At 64.4% G+C, this 21595-nt stretch carries 20 protein-coding genes; 8 read left to right on the top strand and 12 right to left on the bottom strand.

Annotated elements, in window-relative coordinates:
• The 3 genes from CXR02_RS19900 to CXR02_RS19890 all read left to right on the top strand — a co-directional run.
• A partial coding sequence (locus CXR02_RS19900) for a lipoyl synthase (protein WP_146072572.1) occupies window positions 1-639 on the top strand: 639 nt, incomplete at its 5' end.
• An 86-nt stretch (window positions 640-725) separates the two neighbouring features.
• Complete coding sequence (locus CXR02_RS19895; protein ID WP_104063559.1) at window positions 726-1478, top strand: DUF4191 domain-containing protein; 753 nt, start codon at window positions 726-728, stop codon at window positions 1476-1478.
• Window positions 1479-1576: 98 nt separating this feature from the next.
• The gene (locus CXR02_RS19890) at window positions 1577-1933 is read left to right on the top strand and encodes a DUF3817 domain-containing protein (protein WP_104063558.1); all 357 of its coding nucleotides are present in this window, start codon (window positions 1577-1579) and stop codon (window positions 1931-1933) included.
• An 85-nt stretch (window positions 1934-2018) separates the two neighbouring features.
• Here CXR02_RS19890 and CXR02_RS19885 read toward each other — a convergent pair whose 3' ends face one another.
• Entirely contained in the window at window positions 2019-2456 is a 438-nt protein-coding gene (locus CXR02_RS19885; protein ID WP_104063557.1) for an RDD family protein, read from the bottom strand.
• A 284-nt stretch (window positions 2457-2740) separates the two neighbouring features.
• Here CXR02_RS19885 and glnA (CXR02_RS19880) point away from each other — a divergent pair, with 284 nt between their 5' ends.
• Window positions 2741-4165, top strand: coding sequence for a type I glutamate--ammonia ligase (gene glnA / locus CXR02_RS19880; RefSeq protein WP_104063556.1), 1425 nt, complete (start codon window positions 2741-2743; stop codon window positions 4163-4165).
• 267 nt (window positions 4166-4432) lie between these two features.
• Here the strand turns inward: glnA (CXR02_RS19880) and CXR02_RS19875 are convergent, their stop codons facing one another.
• The 4 genes from CXR02_RS19875 to glnA (CXR02_RS19860) form a co-directional block, all read right to left on the bottom strand.
• On the bottom strand, window positions 4433-4981 hold the full coding sequence (locus tag CXR02_RS19875) for a GNAT family N-acetyltransferase (RefSeq protein ID WP_104063562.1): 549 nt from the start codon (window positions 4979-4981) through the stop codon (window positions 4433-4435).
• Window positions 4960-5403 carry a VOC family protein gene (locus CXR02_RS19870; protein ID WP_104063555.1) on the bottom strand — a complete coding sequence of 148 codons (444 nt, stop codon included), beginning with the start codon at window positions 5401-5403 and terminating at the stop codon, window positions 4960-4962. Before CXR02_RS19870 ends, CXR02_RS19875 begins: the two co-directional genes overlap by 22 nt.
• A 65-nt stretch (window positions 5404-5468) precedes the next feature.
• Window positions 5469-8480: a bifunctional [glutamine synthetase] adenylyltransferase/[glutamine synthetase]-adenylyl-L-tyrosine phosphorylase gene (locus CXR02_RS19865; RefSeq protein WP_104063554.1), complete on the bottom strand. Its 3012-nt coding sequence runs from the start codon at window positions 8478-8480 to the stop codon at window positions 5469-5471.
• A 6-nt stretch (window positions 8481-8486) separates the two neighbouring features.
• Window positions 8487-9827, bottom strand: a complete 1341-nt coding sequence (gene glnA, locus CXR02_RS19860) for a type I glutamate--ammonia ligase (RefSeq protein ID WP_056342417.1) — start codon at window positions 9825-9827, stop codon at window positions 8487-8489.
• 264 nt (window positions 9828-10091) lie between these two features.
• On the opposite strand from glnA (CXR02_RS19860), the gene panB reads away from it, so the two are divergent.
• Window positions 10092-10997, top strand: coding sequence for a 3-methyl-2-oxobutanoate hydroxymethyltransferase (gene panB, locus CXR02_RS19855; protein ID WP_104063553.1), 906 nt, complete (start codon window positions 10092-10094; stop codon window positions 10995-10997).
• A 50-nt stretch (window positions 10998-11047) separates the two neighbouring features.
• Here the strand turns inward: panB and CXR02_RS22210 are convergent, their stop codons facing one another.
• Window positions 11048-11215 (bottom strand): SPOR domain-containing protein, encoded by a 168-nt coding sequence (locus tag CXR02_RS22210; protein WP_141140108.1) that lies wholly within the window; start codon window positions 11213-11215, stop codon window positions 11048-11050.
• A 119-nt stretch (window positions 11216-11334) separates the two neighbouring features.
• On the opposite strand from CXR02_RS22210, the gene map reads away from it, so the two are divergent.
• Both map and ppgK read left to right on the top strand, forming a co-directional pair.
• A complete protein-coding gene (gene map, locus CXR02_RS19850) occupies window positions 11335-12213 on the top strand; it encodes a type I methionyl aminopeptidase (RefSeq protein WP_104063552.1) in 879 nt (292 codons plus the stop codon).
• A gap of 57 nt (window positions 12214-12270) precedes the next feature.
• Window positions 12271-13074, top strand: coding sequence for a polyphosphate--glucose phosphotransferase (gene ppgK / locus CXR02_RS19845; RefSeq protein ID WP_104063551.1), 804 nt, complete (start codon window positions 12271-12273; stop codon window positions 13072-13074).
• A gap of 77 nt (window positions 13075-13151) precedes the next feature.
• Here ppgK and nrdR read toward each other — a convergent pair whose 3' ends face one another.
• The 3 genes from nrdR to CXR02_RS19830 all read right to left on the bottom strand — a co-directional run bounded on the left by nrdR (window position 13152) and on the right by CXR02_RS19830 (window position 15730).
• Window positions 13152-13658, bottom strand: a complete 507-nt coding sequence (gene nrdR / locus CXR02_RS19840) for a transcriptional regulator NrdR (RefSeq protein ID WP_104063550.1) — start codon at window positions 13656-13658, stop codon at window positions 13152-13154.
• 152 nt (window positions 13659-13810) lie between these two features.
• A complete protein-coding gene (gene hisD / locus CXR02_RS19835; protein WP_104063549.1) occupies window positions 13811-15187 on the bottom strand; it encodes a histidinol dehydrogenase in 1377 nt (458 codons plus the stop codon).
• A 9-nt stretch (window positions 15188-15196) separates the two neighbouring features.
• On the bottom strand, window positions 15197-15730 hold the full coding sequence (locus CXR02_RS19830; protein ID WP_104063548.1) for a hypothetical protein: 534 nt from the start codon (window positions 15728-15730) through the stop codon (window positions 15197-15199).
• Between the two features lie 159 nt (window positions 15731-15889).
• On the opposite strand from CXR02_RS19830, the gene CXR02_RS19825 reads away from it, so the two are divergent.
• Window positions 15890-16387 carry a flavin reductase family protein gene (locus tag CXR02_RS19825; RefSeq protein ID WP_104063547.1) on the top strand — a complete coding sequence of 166 codons (498 nt, stop codon included), beginning with the start codon at window positions 15890-15892 and terminating at the stop codon, window positions 16385-16387.
• Between the two features lie 10 nt (window positions 16388-16397).
• Here the strand turns inward: CXR02_RS19825 and dnaE are convergent, their stop codons facing one another.
• Genes dnaE through lspA form a run of 3 tightly spaced genes read right to left on the bottom strand, consistent with a single transcriptional unit; the run spans window position 16398 to window position 21515 of the window.
• Window positions 16398-19955, bottom strand: coding sequence for a DNA polymerase III subunit alpha (gene dnaE / locus CXR02_RS19820; protein WP_104063546.1), 3558 nt, complete (start codon window positions 19953-19955; stop codon window positions 16398-16400).
• A 50-nt stretch (window positions 19956-20005) separates the two neighbouring features.
• Entirely contained in the window at window positions 20006-20932 is a 927-nt protein-coding gene (locus tag CXR02_RS19815) for an RluA family pseudouridine synthase (protein ID WP_104063545.1), read from the bottom strand.
• Window positions 20925-21515, bottom strand: coding sequence for a signal peptidase II (gene lspA / locus CXR02_RS19810; protein WP_104063544.1), 591 nt, complete (start codon window positions 21513-21515; stop codon window positions 20925-20927). The genes CXR02_RS19815 and lspA overlap by 8 nt, the downstream gene beginning before the upstream one ends.
• Window positions 21516-21595: the final 80 nt, after the last annotated feature.

The raw sequence follows: 21595 nt of genomic DNA, 5'->3' as shown, positions 1-21595 counted from the left end.
GCCCGGGATGACCTGGCCGATGAGGGTGTGTGGCTGTACGCCGAGACGGTCCGGAAGATCCACGAGCTGAACCCGGGAACCGGCGTCGAACTGCTGATCCCTGACTTCTCCGGCAAGCCCGAGCACATCGCGGCGATTTGCGATTCGAAGCCGGAGGTCTTCGCGCACAACGTCGAGACCGTGCCCCGGATTTTCAAGCGCATACGGCCCGCGTTCCGGTATGACCGGTCCCTGGATGTCATCACCCAGGGCCGCAAGCTGGGGATGGTGACCAAGTCCAACCTGATCCTGGGGATGGGCGAGACCCGTGAGGAGATCTCCGAGGCGTTGCGGGACCTGCACGAGGCCGGTTGTGACCTGATCACCATCACCCAGTACCTGCGCCCGTCCGAGCGGCACCTGCCGGTGGACCGCTGGGTCAAGCCGCAGGAATTCGTGGACCTGCAGGACGAGGCCAAGGAGATCGGTTTCCTCGGCGTCATGAGCGGCCCGCTGGTCCGTTCCTCGTACCGGGCCGGCCGGCTCTGGGCCACCGCGATGCGCAAGAAGGGCTGGGAAATCCCCGCCCAGCTCGCCCACATCGAATCCTCCGGCAGCACCCGCCAGGAAGCCAGCTCACTGCTCGCAGCCCGCGCCTAAGCCGTAGTTTGCTATCCCTGGGGGCCGGCACCGGACATTCTCCGGCGTCCGGCCCTCAGGCATAAATCACGTAGAATTGAGGAACTATGGCGAACTCCCCTGATTCCAGTAACAGCACTCCGGCGGCATCTGACGCCCCGAAGCGTGGCCTCTTCTCGCGCAAGCCAAAAGAAGCAAAGGCCAAGAAGCCCAGCCGGCTCAAGCAGATCGGCGAAGTCTTCAACATGACCCGCCGCCATGATCCCATGGTCCCGTGGCTGATGCTGCTGGTGTTCCTGGGTGTTGTGGCTGTCAGCTTCCTGGTGGGTTTTTGGCTGGATAACTGGATCACCGGCCTGCTCATCGGTATTCCGTTGGGCCTCCTCGGCGCCACCCTGATCCTTTCGCGTCGTGCCGAACGTGCCGCGTTCGCCCAGATCGAGAACCAGCCCGGAGCCTCCGGCGCGGCACTGGGCACGCTGAAGCGCGGCTGGATCACCGAGGACCAGCCGGTCGCCGTAAACCCGCGCACGCAGGACGCCGTGTTCCGCGCCGTCGGCCGTCCCGGCGTCGTCCTCGTCAGCGAAGGCCCCACCATCCGCGTCAAGCCAATGCTCGACGCCGAGCGTAAGCGCCTGGCGCGCATCCTCCCGAACGTCACGGTCCACATGATCGAAAGCGGCCGCGGCGAGGGCCAGGTTCCCATCAGCCAGGTAGCCAAGAAAATGGGCAAGCTGAAGAATGAACTGACCAAGCTTGAGGTGAATGCGGTATCCAAGCGCATTTCCTCGCTGGGCAACCGCCTCCCGATTCCCAAGGGAATCGACCCCTACAAAGCGCGCCCCAACCGCGGACGCTAAGACCCTTGAACCGCCCTGGTTCCGGCTTGCCGGAACCAGGGCGGTTTTGTCTGCCGGACGCCGCAGAACAGGCGGGCGCATTGATTGGAAGTAGCAACATGACCATTCCCGTTAGAACCCTTGTTATCCGGGCCTTCCGCGTCCTGGCTGTTGCCGAAGCCTTCAGCTGGGCTGCCCTGCTGGCTGGCATGTACTTCAAGTGGATCGCCAAGACCACCGAACTGGGTGTGGAGATCGCCGGCCCCATCCATGGTGCGCTGTTTGTGGGCTACGGCATCGCCGCCCTCGCCCTGTGGCGGCTCCAGCGGTGGCCATTCGTTGTGGCCCTGTTCGCGGGACTGTCGGCGGTGTTCCCGTTCGCCACTGTCGCGTTCGAACGCTGGGCCGGAAAGCGCGGCTACCTGACGCCAGGCACGGCCGTTCCTGCCGGGACAAAGGAAACAGCGGGGGTCTGACGGCGCACTGGCTGTGTTCAGAGCTGTCAGGTGTTCGCGGACGTCAGGCGCCGGCGAACCGGCGAGGCCGGGTTCCTGATTACTGCTAGCGCCGCACAAGGATCGTATTCATCGCCTTGTCGTGCAGTCCCCGCTGGTCCGGATCGAAAATGACGGCGGGAATCACCAGGCACAGCAGCACCGACCTCACCACGGCAGCCATTGGACCGGCGGGCCCGCCGCCCAGCCGCTGCACCTGGATCCCGGCCACGCGGTGGCCGATGCTGTAACCGAGGGTGCCCACAAGCAGCATCTGTTCCACGGCGAAAATCGCCAACGTGGCCCAGGAGTCACCGCCGAAGGCAAAATTGCTGATCAGCAGGGCAATCCCCCAGTCAAGGACGATGGCGAGGATGCGCCTGCCCGCCCTGGCGATGGAGCCGGAACCGGATTCGGGCAATCCCAGTCGCTCCCCCGGGTACCTTGAGATGCCGGACGTGTCCGGTCCGCTGAGCCAGGAGCCAATGTCATTGCGATCTACCACCGTCCAAGCTTACCGACTCACCGCCGACCACAGAGTGGAAACCGTTGGACCACACTACGGACACCGGATAGCGTTACCTGATCAGGACAATTCTGTAACCTGAACAGGGCATTCTGTAACCTGCCCGAAACAATGTGGACACTGACGGGAAATGACGTGTCCATAGGCTGATAGCAGTTTCAAGCAATACCTCCCAAGCAGGGAAACTTGGTTTCCCTGCCCTTCGGATTGCGCTGGATCAGTTGGCTTGCCAGCCAGATATTACATATGCGTAAGGAGCATAGATGTTCAAGACTGCGGACGAAGTCCTCAAGTTCATCAAGGACGAAGATATTAAATTCGTCGATATCCGCTTCACCGATCTCCCGGGCGTGCAGCAGCACTTCAACGTGCCGGCAAAGAGCGTCGACGCGGACTTCTTCGTCAACGGCCAGCTCTTCGATGGTTCCTCCATCCGCGGATTCCAGGGCATCGCCGAATCCGACATGCAGCTGATCCCGGACGTCACCACCGCATTCCTGGACACCTTCCGCATGGAGAAGACCCTTGCGCTGAACTTCTCCATCGTGAACCCCCGCACCGGAGACCCTTACCACCGCGACCCCCGCGGCGTGGCCGAAAAGGCTGAGGCCTACCTCGCCTCCACGGGCATCGCCGACACCGCGTTCTTCGCTCCGGAAGCCGAATTCTTCGTCTTCGACAACGTCCAGTACCAGTCCTCCCCCGAGGGCAGCTTCTACAAGATCGACTCCGAAGAAGCACACTGGAACACCGGCCGCGAAGAAGACGGCGGAAACCTCGGCTACAAGACCCCCATCAAGGGCGGCTACTTCCCGGTTTCCCCCACCGACAAGCAGGCTGACCTCCGCGACGCCATGTGCGTCGCCCTGGATGAGGCCGGCCTCGAGGTTGAGCGCAGCCACCACGAGGTAGGCTCCGCCGGCCAGGCTGAAATCAACTACAAGTTCACCACCCTGACCCACGCCGCAGACGACCTGCAGAAGTTCAAGTATGTCGTCAAGAACACGGCCGACGCCTGGGGCAAGTCCGTGACCTTCATGCCGAAGCCGGTCTTTGGCGACAACGGTTCGGGCATGCACTGCCACCAGTCGCTGTGGACCAACGGCGAGCCGCTGTTCTACGACGAAAAGGGCTACGCCGGCCTGTCCGACATGGCCCGCTGGTACATCGGCGGCCTGCTGAAGCACTCCTCGTCCGTCCTCGCCTTCACCAACCCGACGGTGAACTCCTACCGCCGCCTGGTCAAGGGCTTTGAAGCTCCGGTCAACATGGTGTACTCGCAGGGCAACCGCTCCGCCGGTATCCGTATCCCCATCACGGGTTCCAACCCCAAGGCCAAGCGCATCGAGTTCCGCGCTCCGGACCCCTCGTCCAACCCGTATCTGGCCTTCGCTGCCCAGCTGATGGCTGGCATTGACGGCATCCGCAACCGCATCGAACCGCCGGCTCCGATCGACAAGGACCTCTACGAGCTGCCCGCCGAGGAAGCCAAGGACATCCCTAAGGCTCCGGGCTCGCTGGAAGAGGCACTGGAGGCCCTGCGCGAGGACAACGAGTTCCTCCAGGCCGGTGGCGTGTTCACCCAGGACCTGATCGACACCTGGATCGAGTACAAGTACGAGTACGAGATCCGCCCGCTGTCCCTGCGCCCGAACCCGTACGAGTTCGAGCTCTACTACGGCGTCTAGCCAGATCCGCGGCTGAACCCGTTCAGTCCGCCAAAAAGTCCGCCCGGGCTGCCAGCGTCAATGCTGCAGGCCGGGCGGACTTTTTTGTCCCTAGGGTGGGGGCTGACTCCAGACGTGCTGAGACCAGAAGCCAGCCCCCTGACATGTGCTCCCCGAGACGAAGACTTTTCAAGCCTTCCCCCCAACAAGGTTTGAAGAACACCGCCAATCCACATGATCGATCAATGTGGAGCCGGAGGCAATGCCCGCCTGCCGTGTCTGGACGAATTATCCCGTGAAGCTCCGGTACATGATCCGTTGCGGTCCGGAACTGCCGCCTAGGTACTGCCCCTGGTCCACAAAGCCGGCGGTCCTGTACGCGGACAACCCGGCCGGATTGGCTTCGTTGACGGAGAGCACGACGCCGGCCTCGTGCGTTCCGCGCCTGGCGGTCAGTTTCGCGGCCGCCTCCACCGCGGACGTTGCCGCCAGCGGCCCGAGGCCTTGCCCCTGGTGGCGCCTGTCGATCAGGAAACCGCGTAGCAGCCACGCAGAGTCCTCGTCCGGCCAGCCGGCCAGGCGCGCGGCACCGGCCTGGAGGGTCAGCACGCCAACGGCGTAGCCCGCGGCCTCCACGACAAAAGGGAACCGCGAATCCTCCTCCAGTCCCGCCAGGACCGTGCGGAGCGGGTCACCCACGAAGCTGCTTTGGCCTGGGCCCAGCTCAATGTTTGCCACCTCTCCCAACTGGATGGCAAGGGCATCAGTGTCGAGGTCATCCAGTGCGATGAGCCAAACCGAATCAACCCGGGTTTTCAGGTCGGCTGTCCGTCTGATCCGGCGGGGGCCCCGTCGTCGGCCGGTGGACCGGCAGGGTCCATCCAGAGGACCTCCCACAGGTGCCCGTCCGGGTCCTGGAAACTGTGGTTATACATAAAGCCGTAGTCCTGGACCTCCTGCGACGGGGCGCCGCCGGCTGCCAGCGCCTTGCGTACCGTTGCGTCGACGGCTTCCTTGCTGTCCACCGAAAAGGCCATGATGGCCTCCGTGGAACTGGTGGCGTCGGCTACATCCCTGGAGGTGAAGGTTTTGAAGAAACCCTCCACTAGGAGCATGACAAAGGCGTTGTCGTTGATGATCATGCAGGTCGCGTTTTCATCGGTGTAGTCCGGGTTGAACGAGAAGTCCAGGGCGGTGAAGAAATCGATGGACCGCTTCAGGTCCTTGACGGGCAGGTTCACGTAAATTTGCGTTGCCATGGCCCCCAACCTAGCACCGCACCGGCGCGGCTGTCTGCAGCCTTCGAGGAGGACCCGGACAGCCGCTAATGGCTGTAGAAGGCCCTCTCGAACACGGCCCGGGCCCGCCGGCTCAGGCGGAGGTAGTCCTCTTCCAGGGCGGCCGCGTTGCCAGGTTCGTAGCCGCACCAGCGGGCCACCGCCTCAAGGTCCCCGCGTGCGGACGGCAGTGTGTCCGACGCCCTGCCGCTCCAGATGACGTTGGCGGACCGGATCCGGCTGGCGAGCCGCCACGCGTCGGCCAGCAGTTTCGCGTCAGGCCCGGTGAGCAGGTCCAGTGCAGCCGCCGCTTCCAGGGCCTCCACCGTGGATGTGGTCCGCAGTTCCGGGTGCTTGGCCGCGTGCTGGAGCTGAAGGAGCTGCACCAGCCACTCGACGTCGCTCAGTCCGCCGCGGCCAAGCTTCACGTGGCGTGCCGGATCCGCCCCGCGCGGCAACCGCTCCGCTTCCACCCGCGCTTTGACCCTGCGAACCTCCCGGACGTCCTGCTCCGAAATCGACTCCGGGTACCTGATGGGGTCGATGAGGGCCAGGAAGTCCTCGGCCAGGGCATCGTCGCCCGCCATCGGCCGGGCCCGCAGCAGCGCCTGCGCTTCCCAGATCAACGACCACCGGCGGTAATATTCGGCGAACGAATCGAGCGAGCGGACCATGGCCCCGTTCTTGCCCTCGGGCCGAAGATCCGCGTCCATCTGCAGTACCCGCTCGGCCATGATGGCCGGCTTGAGCGGCTGCGTGAGCAGGCTGGAGACCTTGGCGACAATCCGGGCCGCCTGATCCTGCGCTTCCTCGTCCGTGTAGCCCGGCAACGCGCGGTGCACGTACATGACGTCGGCGTCGGAGCCGTAGCCGATCTCGCGGCCGCCCTGGCGGCCCATCGCCACCACCAATACCGCCGTCTTGAGCGGTCCAGCAGCAGAGACGATGCCTTCGGCCAGGCGCAGCGCACCCAGCACGGCTGCCCGGTCTGTGTCAGCCAGCGCCGCGCCCACCTGGTCCTGGTTGAGAAGCCCGGCAGAATCGGCGATCGCGATCCGGAGGATCTCCCGGCGCCTAATGAGCCTGATCAGCCTGATGGCGTTTTCCGGGTCCGAGTGGCGCGACATTTTGGACGCGATCTCCTGCCACTGGGCGTCGAAGCCCAGCGGCACGAGGTCTTTGTTGGTGCCCAGCCACGCCACCGACTCCGGCGAAACCTCCAAAAGATCCGCAATCAGGCGTGAGTTGGAGAGCACGTTGCATAGCCGTTCAGCCGCCGCTGTGGAATCCCGGAGCATGCCCAGATACCAGTGGGTAGTGCCAAGGGCCTCACTGACGCGCCGGAACGCGAGCAGCCCGGCGTCGGGATCAACACCTTCGGCGAGCCAGTCCAGCAGTACGGGCAGCAGCTGGCGTTGCAGGGCTGCCCGCCGGCTGACACCGGCGGTGAGTGCCTCGATATGCCGCATGGCGCCCCGCGGGTCACGATAGCCCAGCGCGGCGAGGCGACCCTGGGCTGCCTCCGGCGTCAGCCTGGCGTCCTCGCTGCTGAGTTTGGCAGCGGTGTTAAGCAGCGGACGGTAGAAAATACGTTCGTGCAGTTCGCGGACGGAGCGTTTGGTTTTCTGCCAGGTGGCCAGCAGCGAAGCCGGCGGCGGCCTGTCATTGGAGAACGGGCTGAGCACTGCCTTTGCGAGGGAGCGCTGTGCCGCTTCGCTGACCGGCATCAGGTGTGTCCGCCGGAGCTGGAACAGCTGGATGCGGTGTTCCAGGAGGCGAAGGTACCGGTACGCGTGATCGAAAGCGGCGGCGTCGGACCTGCCGATGTACCCGCCGGCCGAGAGTGCCGCTATTGCCGCGGTGGTATCCCTGCGCCGAATGGTTTCGTCGGATTTTCCGTGCACCAGCTGGAGCAGCTGCACGGTGAACTCTACGTCCCGAAGGCCACCGCGGCCGAGTTTGATCTGCCGCTGTTCCTCCGCCGCCGGGATATGCTCGGTAACCCTTCGGCGCATCGCCTGCACGGACTCCACGAACCCTTCACGGCCCGCGGAGCTCCAGATCAATGGGGCCACGGCTTTTTCGTAGCGTTCCCCCAGGTCCTTGTCACCGGCGATGGTCCGCGCCTTCAGGAGCGCCTGGAATTCCCAACTCTCGGCCCAGCGGGCGTAGTAGCTTTCGTGTGAGGCCAAGGTTCGGACCAGTGGGCCGGACTTGCCCTCCGGCCGCAGGTTGGCGTCCACTTCCCAGAGGCCGGGTTCACGCGCCACGGAGGAGATCGCCCGGGAAATACCGGTGGCCAAGGCCGTGCCGATAGTACTGGCGCGGGCGTCGTCCAGGTCGCCGGCGTCGATCACGTAGATGACGTCGACGTCGGAAATATAGTTCAGTTCCCGCGCTCCGCATTTGCCCATCCCGATGACGGCCAGGCCAACGGCGGCCACCTCCCCGGCGCTGAACTGCTCGGCAGCCTCGGCACGGGAAACTGCCAGTGCGGCTTCGATCGCGGCCCCTGCCAGGTCAGCGAGTTCAGCTCCGACGGCGGGCATAAAGTCCAACGGGTCAGCAGCGCACATGTCCTTGACCGCCAGGTCCACCACCCCGCGGCGGTAGGCCGACCGCAGCGCGGCATAGGCGTCGGCTCCGGTCATTCCCGCCACGGGCCGTGCTGACCCGGGCTCCGCAAGAACGGATTTCAGGAGGACAGAGCGGAGGCGTTCCGGGTCTGCCTGAAGTGGCTCGGGACTGGCCGTGACGTCGAAGGCGTCCAGGTGCTCAGGGTGCCGGATGAGGAATTCTCCCAGCGCTTCGGAGGCCCCGAGCACCCGGTAGAGCGGCTCGCTGACCTCCGGATCGGCCGCGGCCAGCTCCCGGAGACCGGGGTGCTTTTCGATCAGCCGCACCAGTGACTGCAGTGCGGTGTCGGGGTTGGCGGCCATTTGCAGGCCGGCGAAAATCCTGTCCGGGTCCAAGCCGTCCAGTTCCGGGGCAGCAAGGAAGCGCTCACCCTTCTCCAGGTCACTGAAGCCGGCTGAGATGAGGCGGCGTGCGAGGCTCACTGCCGCCTAGAGAATGCCGAGGTTGCGCTGCAGCTCGTAGGGCGTCACCTGGAGCCGGTAGTCCTGCCATTCGGCACGCTTGTTGCGCAGGAAGTGCTCGAAGACCTGCTCGCCGAGGATCTGGGGCATCAGTTCGGAGTCCTCCATGGACCGGATGGCATCGTGAAGGCTGGCGGGCAGGGGGTCGTGACCCATGGCACGGCGCTCGGCGGAGCTCAGTGACCAGACGTCGTCCTCTGCTGCGGCGGGCAGGTCGTAGCCCTCTTCGATCCCTTTAAGCCCGGCCCCCAGCAGGACGGCGTAGGCAAGGTAGGGGTTCGCTGCCGAATCGATGCCGCGGTATTCGATGCGGGCCGACTGGCCCTTGCCGGGCTTGTACAGCGGGACGCGGACCAGGGCCGAACGGTTGTTGTGGCCCCAGCTGAGGTAGCTGGGCGCTTCGCCGCCACCCCAGAGCCTCTTGTAGGAGTTTACGAACTGGTTGGTCACAGCCGTGAACTCGGGAGCGTGCTTCAGGATGCCTGCGATGAACTGGCGGGCCGTCTTGGACAGCTGGAATTCGGCGCCCGCCTCATAAAAAGCGTTGGTGTCGCCCTCGAACAGCGAGAAGTGCGTGTGCATCCCGGAGCCGGGGTGGTCGGTGAAAGGCTTGGGCATAAATGTGGCGTAGGTTCCCTGCTGGAGGGCCACTTCCTTGATCACCGTGCGGAACGTCATGATGTTGTCCGCGGTCTGCAGGGCGTCCGCGTAGCGCAGGTCGATCTCGTTCTGGCCGGGACCGGCTTCATGGTGGCTGAACTCAACCGAAATGCCCACGGATTCCAGCATGGTCACGGCCGTGCGGCGGAAATCCTGCGCCACGCCGCCGGGAACGTGATCGAAGTAGCCGCCCTCGTCAACGGGTACCGGAGCACCGTCGGGCCCGGGCTGCTGGGACTTGAGGAGGTAGAACTCGATCTCCGGGTGCGTGTAGCACGTAAAGCCCATGTCCGCAGCCTTGGCCAGCGTGCGCTTGAGGACATTGCGCGGATCCGCGGCCGACGGTTCGCCGTCCGGAGTCAGGATGTCGCAGAACATACGCGAGGTCTGTTCGGTCTCGCCACGCCACGGCAGGATCTGGAACGTGGACGGATCCGGCTGCGCCAGCATGTCCGATTCGAACACACGTGCCAGGCCTTCGATGGCTGAACCGTCGAAACCGAGCCCTTCCTCGAACGCACCTTCAACCTCGGCCGGGGCAAGTGCCACCGATTTGAGTGATCCTACGACGTCGGTGAACCACAAACGTACGAACCGTACGTCGCGCTCCTCGATTGTGCGCAGGACAAACTCTTGCTGGCGGTCCATGATGGCCTCTTCTCCGGTCAATCGTTCATGCCCCGGGTCCGCGGAAGCGGCAGCCGGCAGCAGTTCACCATCACTTTACTAAGCAATCGGCTCCAATGCGGGCGACGGCGCCGCACGTAACACAGCGTTAACACAGCAACCATTGACGGCCGCGCCCGCAGGTGGCAAAAATGCCCTTGGCGGGCACGTGAATATGACGCGGATCACGGTCCGCCGGCCCGTCTGCGGTGGCTAGGACTGCTGCTGCCGCATTACGCTCTTGCCATGGCCTCAACCAATAGCTCTGAGTCAAGCGCGTCCGCTGAAGTACACGCACCCTACGGAAACGGACCTGCACCGGTGCAGCCGCCGTCGTCGGAAATGAACGCGAAGCCCGCACCCAGGGTACGTATCCACCACCTGCAGCAGGCCAAGCGGGACGGCAAACGCTTCGCCATGCTGACCGCCTACGAGCAGTACAGCGCGGAGATCTTCGACCAGGCCGGCATCGAGGTCCTCCTGGTCGGCGACTCGGCGTCCAACAACGTATTCGGCAACGAGACCAGCCTGCCGGTCACAGTGGATGAACTCCTGCCCCTCTGCCGCGCCGTGGCGCGGTCCGCCAAGCGTGCCCTGGTGGTGGCAGACCTGCCGTTCGGCAGTTATGAAGTCTCGGCGCAGCAGGGTGTGGAAACAGGTGTCCGGTTCCTCAAGGAGGGGCTGGCCCATGCCGTCAAGATCGAGGGCGGAAAATACTACGCGGAAACCGTCCGGGCCATGGTCCAGGCCGGCGTCCCGGTGATGGCCCATATCGGCTTCACCCCCCAGAGTGAACACGCGCTGGGCGGATACCGGGTCCAGGGCCGCGGGGATGACGCCCAGCGATTGATTGACGACGCCGTGGCGCTGGTGGAGGCGGGGGCGTTCGCCGTCCTGATGGAAATGGTTCCGGCGGACACTGCGGCCGCCGTTGACGCGGCGGTCGGCGTGCCGACGGTGGGGATCGGCGCCGGCAACGCCACCACGGGGCAGGTGCTGGTGTGGCAGGACATGGCCGGGTTCCGCGGCGGCAAGATGGCGAAGTTCGTCAAACAGTACGCCGACCTGCGCACTACCCTCAGTGACGCGGCGAAGGCGTACGGCGATGAGGTCCGAACAGGCCAGTTCCCCGGACCGGAGCACTCCTTCTAGCAGCTGACGCGCTCCCCAGGCTCGCAAGCTCGCCCGGGGCCCCTCGCACGTCAGTCTTGGTCGTCCTGTTTGTCCCAGGCCTCGTTGCGGGCCCGGACTTTTTCGAGAGCGTGTTCGGCCTCTTCCCGCGTTTTGTAGGGGCCGATCAGCTGGCTCCAGTCTGAGAGCGCGTCCTCTTCCACCTCGTGGGTGTTCACGTTGTACCAGTACTCAGTCATCGGTCCTCCTCGTTCCAGCCGGCGGGGCCCTGCGGTGATCCACGTAACTTAAACGTGGATGCGGACAGCTTGGGGCTTCCAGTTACTTGGCCTAATGCGGTGCCTTATATGATCAATCTATGCCTTCCCTAGCCTCGACTGCACCCACCGGCACCCTTACCCGCGGAACCGTCAGCCCGCAGCTCACTGTTCCCGCGTCCATCCCGCGCCCGGAATACGTAGGCAAGCCCGGCCCGGCCAAGTTCACCGGCTCCGAGATCAAATCCGCCGAGACCGTTGAGAAAATCCGGATCGCCAGCCGGATCGCCGCACAGGCCATCGTTGAGGTGGGCAAGCACATCAGGCCCGGCGTAACCACCGACCAGTTGGACAAGGTGGGTCACGAATTCCTGCTGGACCACAAGGCCTACCCGTCCACGCTTGGCTACCGCGGGTTCCCGAAGTCCCTATGCTCGTCGCTGAATGAAGTGATCTGCCACGGCATCCCGGACAGCACTGTGATCCAGGACGGCGACATCCTCAATATCGACATCACGGCATTTATCAACGGAGTCCACGGCGATACGAACCACACGTTCCTGGTGGGCGACGTAGACGACGAATCACGCCTCCTGGTGGAGCGCACCCGGGAATCCCTCAACCGCGCCATCAAAGCCGTGGCTCCCGGCCGGGAGATCAACGTGATCGGCCGGGCCATCCAGTCCTACGCCAAGCGTTTCGGCTACGGCGTGGTGCGGGACTTCACCGGCCACGGCGTGGGCGAAGCGTTCCATACGGGCCTGATCATCCCCCACTACGATGCCGCGCCGGCCTACAACACAGTCATCGAGGCCGGCATGGTGTTCACCATCGAACCCATGCTGACCCTCGGCACCATCGAGTGGGACATGTGGGAGGACGACTGGACAGTTGTCACGCGCGACCACAAGCGGACCGCCCAGTTTGAGCACACACTGCTGGTGACAGAATCCGGCGCCGAAATCCTCACGCTCCCCTGAAGTTTTTTCCGGTCAGCCGCCCGGCCGACCTGCCGCCCTGCCACGAACGGAACAACATTGGCCAAGAAGGACGAGAAGTCGCACAAGAACGCCCCGCTGATCGGCATTGACATCGGCGGTACAGGAATCAAGGGCGGCATTGTCGACCTGAAAAAAGGCAAGCTGCTGGGTGAGCGGTTCCGCGTGCCTACGCCCCAGCCCGCCACCCCTGCCGCCGTAGCCGACGTCGTGGCGCAGGTGGTTGCCGAGCTGTCAAGCCGCCCGGAGGCTCCGGCCGCGGATTCGCCCGTGGGCGTCACCTTCCCCGGCATCATCCAGCATGGCGTGGTCCATTCGGCGGCCAATGTGGACAAGACCTGGCTCCACACCGACATTGATGCTTTGCTGACCGCACGCCTTGGCCGCCCGGTGGAGGTCATTAACGACGCCGACGCCGCCGGGCTGGCGGAAGCCCGTTTTGGTGCGGGTCAGGGGGTGGATGGCACTGTCCTGGTGATCACCCTGGGCACCGGAATCGGCTCAGCATTCATCTTCGATGGCCGCCTCGTCCCCAACGCTGAACTGGGGCACCTGGAGATCGACGGCTTTGACGCCGAAAGCAAAGCCTCAGCCGTGGCCCGCGAAAGGGACGGACTGAGCTGGGAGGAATACAGCGTGCTGCTGCAGCGCTACTTCTCGCACGTGGAATTCCTGTTCTCGCCCGAGCTGTTCATCGTGGGAGGTGGCATCTCCAAGCGCGCAGACGAATACCTGCCGCACCTCAAACTGCGCACCCGGATCGTGCCGGCCGAACTCAAGAATGAGGCCGGGATCGTCGGTGCCGCCGTCGAAATTGCCATTAAGCACAAGCTCACAAAATAGCATGTAGCTGCCCGGTGCCGAGAGGCAGCGGGCGCCGGTGGTGGCGGCGGCTTCCCCTCCGCGGCCACCACCGGAGCTTACAGGGGGCTCTTTTCGGAGCTCTTCGCGGGCGCCGCCGCGGGTTGGGTGCCTTCTTCCACAGACTCGTGGCGGAGCAGGGCAATGGCCGTTTCGAAGTCCTCAAGGGATTCGAAGGCCTGGTACACGCTGGCAAAACGCAGGTAGGCCACCTGGTCTAGCTTCTGCAGCGGACCAAGGATGATCAGGCCGACTTCATGGGCGTCGATCTCAGCCGCGCCCGAGGCACGGATCTGCTCCTCCACCTCCTGGGCAAGGAGCGCCAGGTCGTCTTCGCTGACCGGCCGGCCCTGGCATGCCTTGCGCACGCCGTTGATGACCTTGCTGCGGCTGAAGGGTTCGCCCACTCCGGAGCGTTTGATCACCGAAAGGCTGGTGGTTTCCACGGTGGTGAACCTGCGGCCGCATTCCGGGCACTGCCGGCGGCGGCGGATGGCCGAGCCGTCGTCGGCCATGCGGCTGTCCACAACGCGGGAGTCCGGATTGCGGCAAAATGGACAGTACATGGTGTCCTCTCCCTCGATGTCTTCCGGCGCCGATGTTTCCGGCCCCGGCGGACCTCTCCGTCTCTCAGTTTACGACTACATGTAGCGGAATAACAATCCTGTAATTACCACATGTAGTGGTGCCCGTAGCCGGCCCCGCAAGGCCTGCGGCGTTAGCGGGCCTCGCGGAAGCGCGCGGTGACCGCTTCACCGTGCGCCGGCAGGTCCTCGGCACCGGACAGGCTCACAATGTGGCCGCTGACTTCCTGCAGCGCGGCCCGGCTGTAGTTGATGACCTGGATGGCGCGCAGGAAAGTGGTGACGTTCAGTCCCGAGGAAAACGCCGCGGTCCCGCTGGTGGGCAGGACGTGGTTGGAGCCGGCGCAGTAGTCGCCCAGGCTGACAGGACTGTAGTCCCCCACAAAGATCGCCCCGGCGTTCCGGATCCGGGCAGCGACCGCCGGCGCGTCAGCGGTCATGATTTCAAGGTGTTCAGCGGCGTAGGCGTCGCAGGCGGCGATGCCCTGCTCCAGGTTCTCCACCAGGACAACTCCCGACTGCGGGCCGGAGAGCGCCTCGCATACACGCGCGGAGTGCTTGGTGCCGGCCGCCTGCCGGTCCAGTTCGGAGCGGACCGCCGCGGCCAGGTCCTCCGAGTCCGTGATGAGCACGGAAGCCGCCTGGGGGTCGTGCTCCGCCTGGCTGATCAGGTCCGCCGCCACCAGGCCAGGTTGCGCCGTTGAATCAGCCAGGATCGCGATTTCGGTGGTCCCCGCCTCGGAATCGATTCCCACCACACCTTTGACCAGGCGCTTCGCCGTAGCCACAAAAATGTTTCCCGGACCCGTGACTACATCAACGGGCTCCAGCGCCGGCCCGGAGTCATGCGCCGGCACTCCATAGGCGAACGCAGCGATGGCCTGGGCCCCGCCGATGGCGTAGACCTCGTCGATGCCGAGCAGGGCCGCTGCCGCGAGGATGGTGGGGTGCGGGAGGCCGCCGAAGTCCTTCTGCGGCGGCGATGCCAGGGCAATGGACTGCACTCCCGCAGCCAGCGCCGGGACAACATTCATGATGACCGACGACGGATAGACGGCGAGACCGCCGGGGACGTACAAGCCGACCCGCGATACCGGCACCCAGTTCTGGCTCACCAGCGCACCGTCGCCGAGTTCGACGTCGAGATCCCGCGGCCGCTGCCCGTCCGCGAAGCGCCGGGCCCGGCTGATGGATTCTTCCAATGCGCTGCGAACCGCCGGATCCAGTTCCGCCAGCGCCCGGGCCAACGAGGCCGCCGGGACGCGGGGGTGGACCTGCTGGACTCCGTCGAAACGGAGTGCCAGGTCGCTGAGGGCTGCGAAGCCGTCCTCGCGGACGGCTTTGATGATATCCAGCACCTTTTGTTCCGCATCCGCCACGGTGTGCTGCCGGGCACGGGGAACAGCGGCGCGCAAACCGGCAAGCGTCAGGTCCCTGCCCCGAAGGTCGACCGTCCGGAAGCGGACAGCGGCGGCAGTCGGGGTGGCGGGAAGTTCAGGAGAAATGGTCACCGGTCCATTTTACGCGCCGGGCGCCTTGCCTTCGGCTACCGGCATGCCAGCGCTCCCGGGCCCGCTTTTGAGCAGGTTTATCAGGCTCAGGACAAACACGGACGTGGCAGTCGCGGCCGGCCAGAGGATCAGCACGGGCAGGGACCGGAGCGAGAACGCGACGCTGGCATTGACAGATGTATCTGCGGGGCCGCCCCACAGCTGGCCCGCAAGCACGCCCGTCAGCCAGGCGATCAGGACGCCGCCCAGTCCGCCGACCAGTCCCAGGAGGAAGGCCGCCTGCGGATCGCGGCCGCCTTTTTCAGTCAGGAAGACGGCCACCAGGCACCCTGCGAACACACAAAGCCCCGCAAGGGTGAGGTCCCTGAGCAGCCACACCTCCGGATTGGTCCCGTCGGCCAGGGCGGGGTTGCGCGTGATCAGGTTCATCCCCCCTGGCGCGAGCAGCCACCACAGCAGGCCGACGGGAACGCCACCGGCAGCAACAGCGGCAAACCATTTCCACGGCAGCAGGGAAGACCGGCGGCTGATGTGTTGTCTCATGAAATAAACCTTAACAAAGGTCGGGTATGACCGATCAAACGACGTGGGCAGTCTTGACAGATGACGTGCCGGGTCCAGCGATTGCTCCCTCTCCGACGGGGACTAATACCCTTAAGGAAGAGTCCATTCCAGCCTGCTTTTCAGGGAGCAATTCTCAAGATGACAGACAAGACGCCGTTCGAGGGCACCTTCAAGGAAATGTTCCGGCGGCATGCTGCCGGGGTCGCCATCATCACCGTGAACTACCAGGGCGAGCCCTACGGCTTTACCGCCACGTCCGTGGCGTCACTTTCAGCACAGCCGCCGCGGTTCACTTTCAACATGGCCCGCAGTTCAAGTTCCTGGCCGGCCGTGGCCAATGCCACCTACCTCGGCGTCCACATGCTGGGCCTGGAAAACCAGGCGCTGGCGGACCGTTTCGCCCGCACCAAGGACAGGTTCGGCGGGGACCACTGGGAACTTGGCCCGCACGAGGTCCCGATCCTCAAAGACGTCGCGGGCTGGCTGATCGGCAAGATCCAGATGCGGCTCTCCTTCGAGAACAATGCCGTGGTGGTGGTTGAAGTTGTGGACGGCGAAGTGGGCGACGACGGTTCGCCGCTCCTGTACCACGCCGGCGGCTATGGACAGCCGGTCCCGCTGGACTACGAGATCTAACTATCGGGTCCTAGTTATCCAGGCAGGTTGGGCCCAGGAGCACCTTCAGGTCACCGAACAATGACGGACTGGGGTTGACCCTGAGATGGACGGGGAGGCCCATGACTTCCGTCCGGGCGTCCCCCTGCAGGTGCAGCCGGACTTCAGAGTTCCCCCGGTGGTTCCGAAGCACATCGCCCAGTTCGGTGACAACAGCTTCGGTTGCCTTGTGGGTGGGCATCGAAATCAGCACGGGGCCGTTGGTTCCTTCACTGAGGTCCGGAACGGACAGTTCCATGCAGTTCAGCGTCACGGCACCGTCGTCCCGTCGCTGCAGACGGCCCTTGACCACCACGATCAGGTCCTCGGCAAGGACCGAGGCGATAGGGCCGTAGACCTGGCCGAAGAACATCACCTCCATCGAACCGCCGAGGTCTTCGATCTCGGCACGGGCATAGGCGTTGCCACTCGCCTTGGCGATCCTGCGGCTAAGTGAGGTGATCATGCCGGAGATCGTAATGATGGCGCCGTCGTGCGGCCCGTCTTCGCCGATGATCGAGGTGATGGACTGGTCCGCGTGCTGGCTGAGGAGTCCTTCCAGGCCCTGCAGCGGGTGGTCCGACACATACAGGCCGAGCATGTCCCGCTCAAAGGAGAGCTTGTCCTTCTTCTCCCATTCCGGCAGGTCAGGGATCTCGATGCTCAGCGACGCTTCGGATTCGGCCTCCTCGAAACCGGCGAAGAGATCGAACTGGCCGATCGCTTCGTTTCGTTTGAGGGTGATGACGGAGTCGATGGCCTCTTCATGGATCATCGCCAGCGCACGCCGGTGGTGGTTGAGGGAATCGAAGGCTCCGGCCTTGATCAGGGATTCAATGGTCCGCTTGTTGCAGACCACGGCGGGGACCTTCATGAGGTAGTCCTTGAAGGACGTGTAGGCGCCTTCCTTTTCGCGCGCGGCCACCATCGCTTCGACGGCGTTGACCCCTACGTTGCGGATGGCGCCCATGCCGAAGCGGATGTCGGTGCCGACCGGGGTGAAGTTCAGCGCGGATTCGTTCACATCCGGCGGCAGCACGGTAATCCCCATGCGCCGGCATTCGTTGAGGTAAATTGCCGATTTGTCCTTGTCGTCACCGACCGATGTCAGCAGGGCAGCCATGTATTCCGGCGCAAAGTGCGCCTTCAGGTAGGCGGTCCAGTAGGAGATCACGCCATAGGCGGCGGAGTGGGCCTTGTTGAAGGCGTAGTCGGAGAACGGCAGCAGGATGTCCCACAGGGTCTTGACGGCGGCCATGGAATAGCCGTTGTCCTGCATGCCCTGGGAGAATCCGGCGAACTGCTTGTCCAGCTCGGATTTCTTCTTTTTACCCATGGCGCGCCGCAGGATGTCTGCCTGCCCGAGGGAATAGCCAGCGAGCTTCTGGGCTACGGCCATCACCTGCTCCTGATAGACGATCAGGCCGTAGGTTCCGCCGAGGATTTCAGCAAGGGGTTCCTTGAGTTCGGGGTGGATCGGGATGACTTCCTGGATCCCGTTTTTGCGCAGCGCGTAGTCGGTGTGCGCGTTGGCGCCCATGGGACCGGGCCGGTAGAGCGCAAGCACGGCGGAGATGTCTTCGAAGTTGTCAGGCTTCATCAGCTTCAGCAGGGAGCGCATGGGGCCGCCATCCAGCTGGAACACGCCCAGGGTGTCGCCCCGGGCCAGCAGTTCATAGGAGGCCACGTCATCCAGGGCCAGGCTGTCCAGGTCCAGGTCCAGGCCGCGGTTGAGCTTGATGTTCTCCAGGGCGTCGGAAATGATCGTCAGGTTCCGCAGGCCGAGGAAGTCCATCTTGATCAGGCCCAGGCCCTCGCAGGTGGGGTAGTCGAACTGCGTGATCACCTGGCCGTCCTGGATGCGCCGCATGACCGGGATGACATCGATGATGGGGTCCGAGGACATAATGACGCCGGCGGCGTGCACGCCCCACTGGCGCTTCAGCCCCTCAATGCCGAGAGCCGTCTCGAAGACCTTGGCGGCCTCGGGATCAGTTGCGATCAGCTGGCGGAAGTCACCGGCCTCGCTGTAGCGCTTTGAGTCCTTGTTCTGGATGTCGGCGAGCGGGATGTCCTTGGCCATCACGGCCGGCGGGAGCGCCTTGGTCAGCTGCTCGCCCATGCTGAACGGGTAACCCAGCACGCGGGAGGAGTCCTTCAGCGCCTGCTTGGTCTTAATGGTGCCGTACGTGACAATCATGGCCACGCGCTCGTCGCCGTATTTCCGGGTCACATAGTCGATGACCTCGGACCGCCGACGGTCATCGAAGTCAACGTCGAAGTCAGGCATGGACACACGGTCCGGGTTGAGGAACCGTTCAAAGATCAGCCCGTGCAGGAGCGGATCCAGGTCCGTGATGCGCATGGCGTACGCCACCATGGAGCCGGCTCCGGAGCCACGGCCCGGACCGACGCGGATGCCGTTTTTCTTCGCCCAGTTGATGAAGTCGGCCACCACCAGGAAGTAACCCGGGAACCCCATGGAGGTGATGACTTCGAGCTCGTAGTCGGCCTGGGTGCGGACTTTGTCCGGGACACCGCCCGGGTACCGGTATTCCAGTCCGGTGGCAACTTCCTTGACCAGCCAGGATGTCTCGTCCTCGCCCGGCGGGCACGGGAACCGCGGCATGTAGTTAGCACCGGTGTTGAACGAGACATCGCAGCGCTCGGCGATCAGCAGGGTGTTGTCGCACGCATCCGGGTGGTCCCTGAACAGCTCCCGCATCTCCTGCGGGGATTTGAGGTAGTAGCCGCTGCCGGAGAACGCGAAGCGGGAACCGCCGTTGTCATACGATGGCTCCAGCAGCGTGGAACCCGACTGGATGGCAAGCAGGGCCTCGTGCGCCTTGGCGTCGTGTTCGTGCGTGTAGTGCAGGTCGTTGGTGGCCACCAGCGGCAGGTTGAGGTCCTTGGCCAGCCGCAGCAGGTCCCCCGTTACCCGGCGTTCAATATCCAGGCCATGGTCCATCAGTTCGCAGAAATAGTTCTCCGCACCGAAAATGTCACGAAATTCCGAGGCGGCTTCCATGGCTTCGCGGTACTGGCCCAGCCGCAGCCGGGTCTGGACCTCCCCCGACGGGCAGCCAGTAGTGGCGATCAGGCCTTCGGAGTATGTGTTCAGGAGCTCACGGTCCAAACGAGGCCACTTGCCGAAGACTGCGTCCAGCGAGCCAATGGACGAGGCCCGGAAGAGGTTGCGCATGCCGACGTTGTTATAGCTCAGCAGCGTCATGTGCGTGTAGGAGCCACCGCCGGAGATATCGTCCTTGCGCTGGTGTTCCTCGCCCCAGCGGACACGGCTTTTGTCCGTCCGTGCGGTGCCGGGGGTGACGTAGGCTTCGACGCCGATAATCGGTTTGATCCCCTGGTCCGTGGCACGCTTCCAGAAATCGAAAGCCCCGAAAAGGTACCCGTGGTCGGTGGTGGCCAGGGCCGGCATCCCGAGGCGTTCAGTCTCGTTGAAGAGCTCACCCAGGCGGGCTGCGCCATCCAACATGGAGTATTCGGTGTGGTTGTGGAGATGGACGAACGAGGCATTGCTGGAAGTCACCGCACCATTCTAAGCGCTGGCGGACCGCCAAGGGCCCAGCGACCCAGCCGCTAGGCCTCCCCGGACTCCAGGACTTCGAGGGCAAAGGCCAGGTCCTGCGGGTATTCGCTGGTAACGGTCACGCGCTCCCCCGTTACCGGGTGGTCGAAGCCGAGCTGCCGGGCATGGAGCCATTGCCGGGTCAGGCCCAGGGTGGCGGCGAGCCGAGGATCCGCCCCGTAGGTAAGATCTCCGGCGCATGGGTGCCGCAACGCTGAGAAATGGACACGGATCTGGTGTGTACGCCCGGTCTCGAGGTGCACCTCCACCAGCGTGGCCTTGCCAAAAGCCTCCAGCACCTCATAGTGCGTGATCGACGGCCGGCCGTCTTCGATCACGGCAAAGCGCCAGTCGTGTCCGGGGTGGCGACCGATAGGTGCGTCGATGGTGCCCTCCAGCGGATCCGGGAGCCCCTGGACCACCGCGTGGTACACCTTCTCCACGGTGCGCTCCTTGAAGGCCCGCTTCAGGACCGTATAGGCGCGCTCCGTTTTGGCCACCACCATCACCCCGGACGTGCCGACGTCGAGCCGGTGCACGATCCCCACCCGCTCGGGGGAACCCGACGTCGAGATCCGGAAGCCGGCTCCGGCGAGACCGCCGACTACGGTGGGCCCTACCCAGCCGGGCGACGGATGCGCGGCAACGCCCACAGGCTTGTCCACAACGACAAATTCGTCGTCGTCCAGCAGGATTTTCAGGCCTTCCACAACTTCCTCCACCACTTCGAGCGGGTCCCGTCGTTCAGGCACCGTCACTTCCAGGACATCGCCGGCAACCAACCGCGCGGACTTTCCGACTTTCTTGCCGCGGCTCACCACGTTGCCTTCAGCAATGAGGGTCGCGGCCATTGACCGGGAAATCCCCATCAGCTTGGCGAGCCCTGCGTCCGCCCGCATTCCGCCGAATTCGTCGGCGACCACCACACGCTCAGACACCGTCCGTGTCCTTCGGCTTTGCCGCCTCTTCCCGTGGGGCCGCGACGTGGCGTGAACCGTCAAGGGCGATCCCCTTAAGCGTGAGGATACAAATGATGACCACCGCTGAGACCACCGCCGAGTCGGCGATGTTGAAGATCGCAAAATTGGGCAGCTGGATGAAATCCACCACGTGCCCCATGCCGAACGAGGGCTCCCGGAAGAGCCTGTCCGTCAGGTTGCCCAGGGCCCCGCCTAGGAGCAGACCCAGTGCCAGCGACCACCAGGCCGAGCCCAGCTTGCGCACCTGGAACAGGATGGCGATGGAGACGCCGGCCATGATGATGGAGAACACCCAGGTGACATTTTCTCCGATCGAAAATGCGGCGCCGGAATTGCGGATGAAGTACCAGTGCAGGAGCGGCGGAAGCACCGGGATGCGTTCACCCTCCACCATCGTGGACGTCACCCAGAGTTTTGTCAGCTGGTCCAGGACGTACGCAAAGACCGCAAAACCGGCGAAGAGCGAGAACAGGAGTGCCCGCCGGGGGCGGGCCGATGAAGGAGAAGGGTTTGCGGCGTCAGCGGCGAGGTGGTCAGTCATGGTGCTTTCATTTTGTAAAACCGATGTTAAATCCCAAAAACCGGCGGCCGAGGAATCCTCAGCCACCGGTTCTCAGAATA

This window comes from Arthrobacter sp. 4R501 (assembly GCF_002929755.1).
Taxonomy (GTDB): Bacteria; Actinomycetota; Actinomycetes; order Actinomycetales; family Micrococcaceae; genus Arthrobacter.
The sequence above is the reverse complement of the archived record's forward strand: the minus strand, read 5'-3'. Positions and strand labels throughout refer to the sequence as shown.

What these genes read in the sequence shown, in the direction of transcription:
- CXR02_RS19895 (WP_104063559.1), top strand. Translation starts at nt 726, where the DNA reads ATGGCGAACTCCCCTGATTCCAGTAACAGCACTCCGGCGGCATCTGAC.
- CXR02_RS19890 (WP_104063558.1), top strand. Translation starts at nt 1,577, where the DNA reads ATGACCATTCCCGTTAGAACCCTTGTTATCCGGGCCTTCCGCGTCCTG.
- glnA (WP_104063556.1), top strand. Translation starts at nt 2,741, where the DNA reads ATGTTCAAGACTGCGGACGAAGTCCTCAAGTTCATCAAGGACGAAGAT.
- CXR02_RS19870 (WP_104063555.1), bottom strand. Translation starts at nt 5,403, where the DNA reads ATGGCAACGCAAATTTACGTGAACCTGCCCGTCAAGGACCTGAAGCGG.
- glnA (WP_056342417.1), bottom strand. Translation starts at nt 9,827, where the DNA reads ATGGACCGCCAGCAAGAGTTTGTCCTGCGCACAATCGAGGAGCGCGAC.
- panB (WP_104063553.1), top strand. Translation starts at nt 10,092, where the DNA reads ATGGCCTCAACCAATAGCTCTGAGTCAAGCGCGTCCGCTGAAGTACAC.
- CXR02_RS22210 (WP_141140108.1), bottom strand. Translation starts at nt 11,215, where the DNA reads ATGACTGAGTACTGGTACAACGTGAACACCCACGAGGTGGAAGAGGAC.
- map (WP_104063552.1), top strand. Translation starts at nt 11,335, where the DNA reads ATGCCTTCCCTAGCCTCGACTGCACCCACCGGCACCCTTACCCGCGGA.
- nrdR (WP_104063550.1), bottom strand. Translation starts at nt 13,658, where the DNA reads ATGTACTGTCCATTTTGCCGCAATCCGGACTCCCGCGTTGTGGACAGC.
- CXR02_RS19830 (WP_104063548.1), bottom strand. Translation starts at nt 15,730, where the DNA reads ATGAGACAACACATCAGCCGCCGGTCTTCCCTGCTGCCGTGGAAATGG.
- CXR02_RS19825 (WP_104063547.1), top strand. Translation starts at nt 15,890, where the DNA reads ATGACAGACAAGACGCCGTTCGAGGGCACCTTCAAGGAAATGTTCCGG.
- lspA (WP_104063544.1), bottom strand. Translation starts at nt 21,515, where the DNA reads ATGACTGACCACCTCGCCGCTGACGCCGCAAACCCTTCTCCTTCATCG.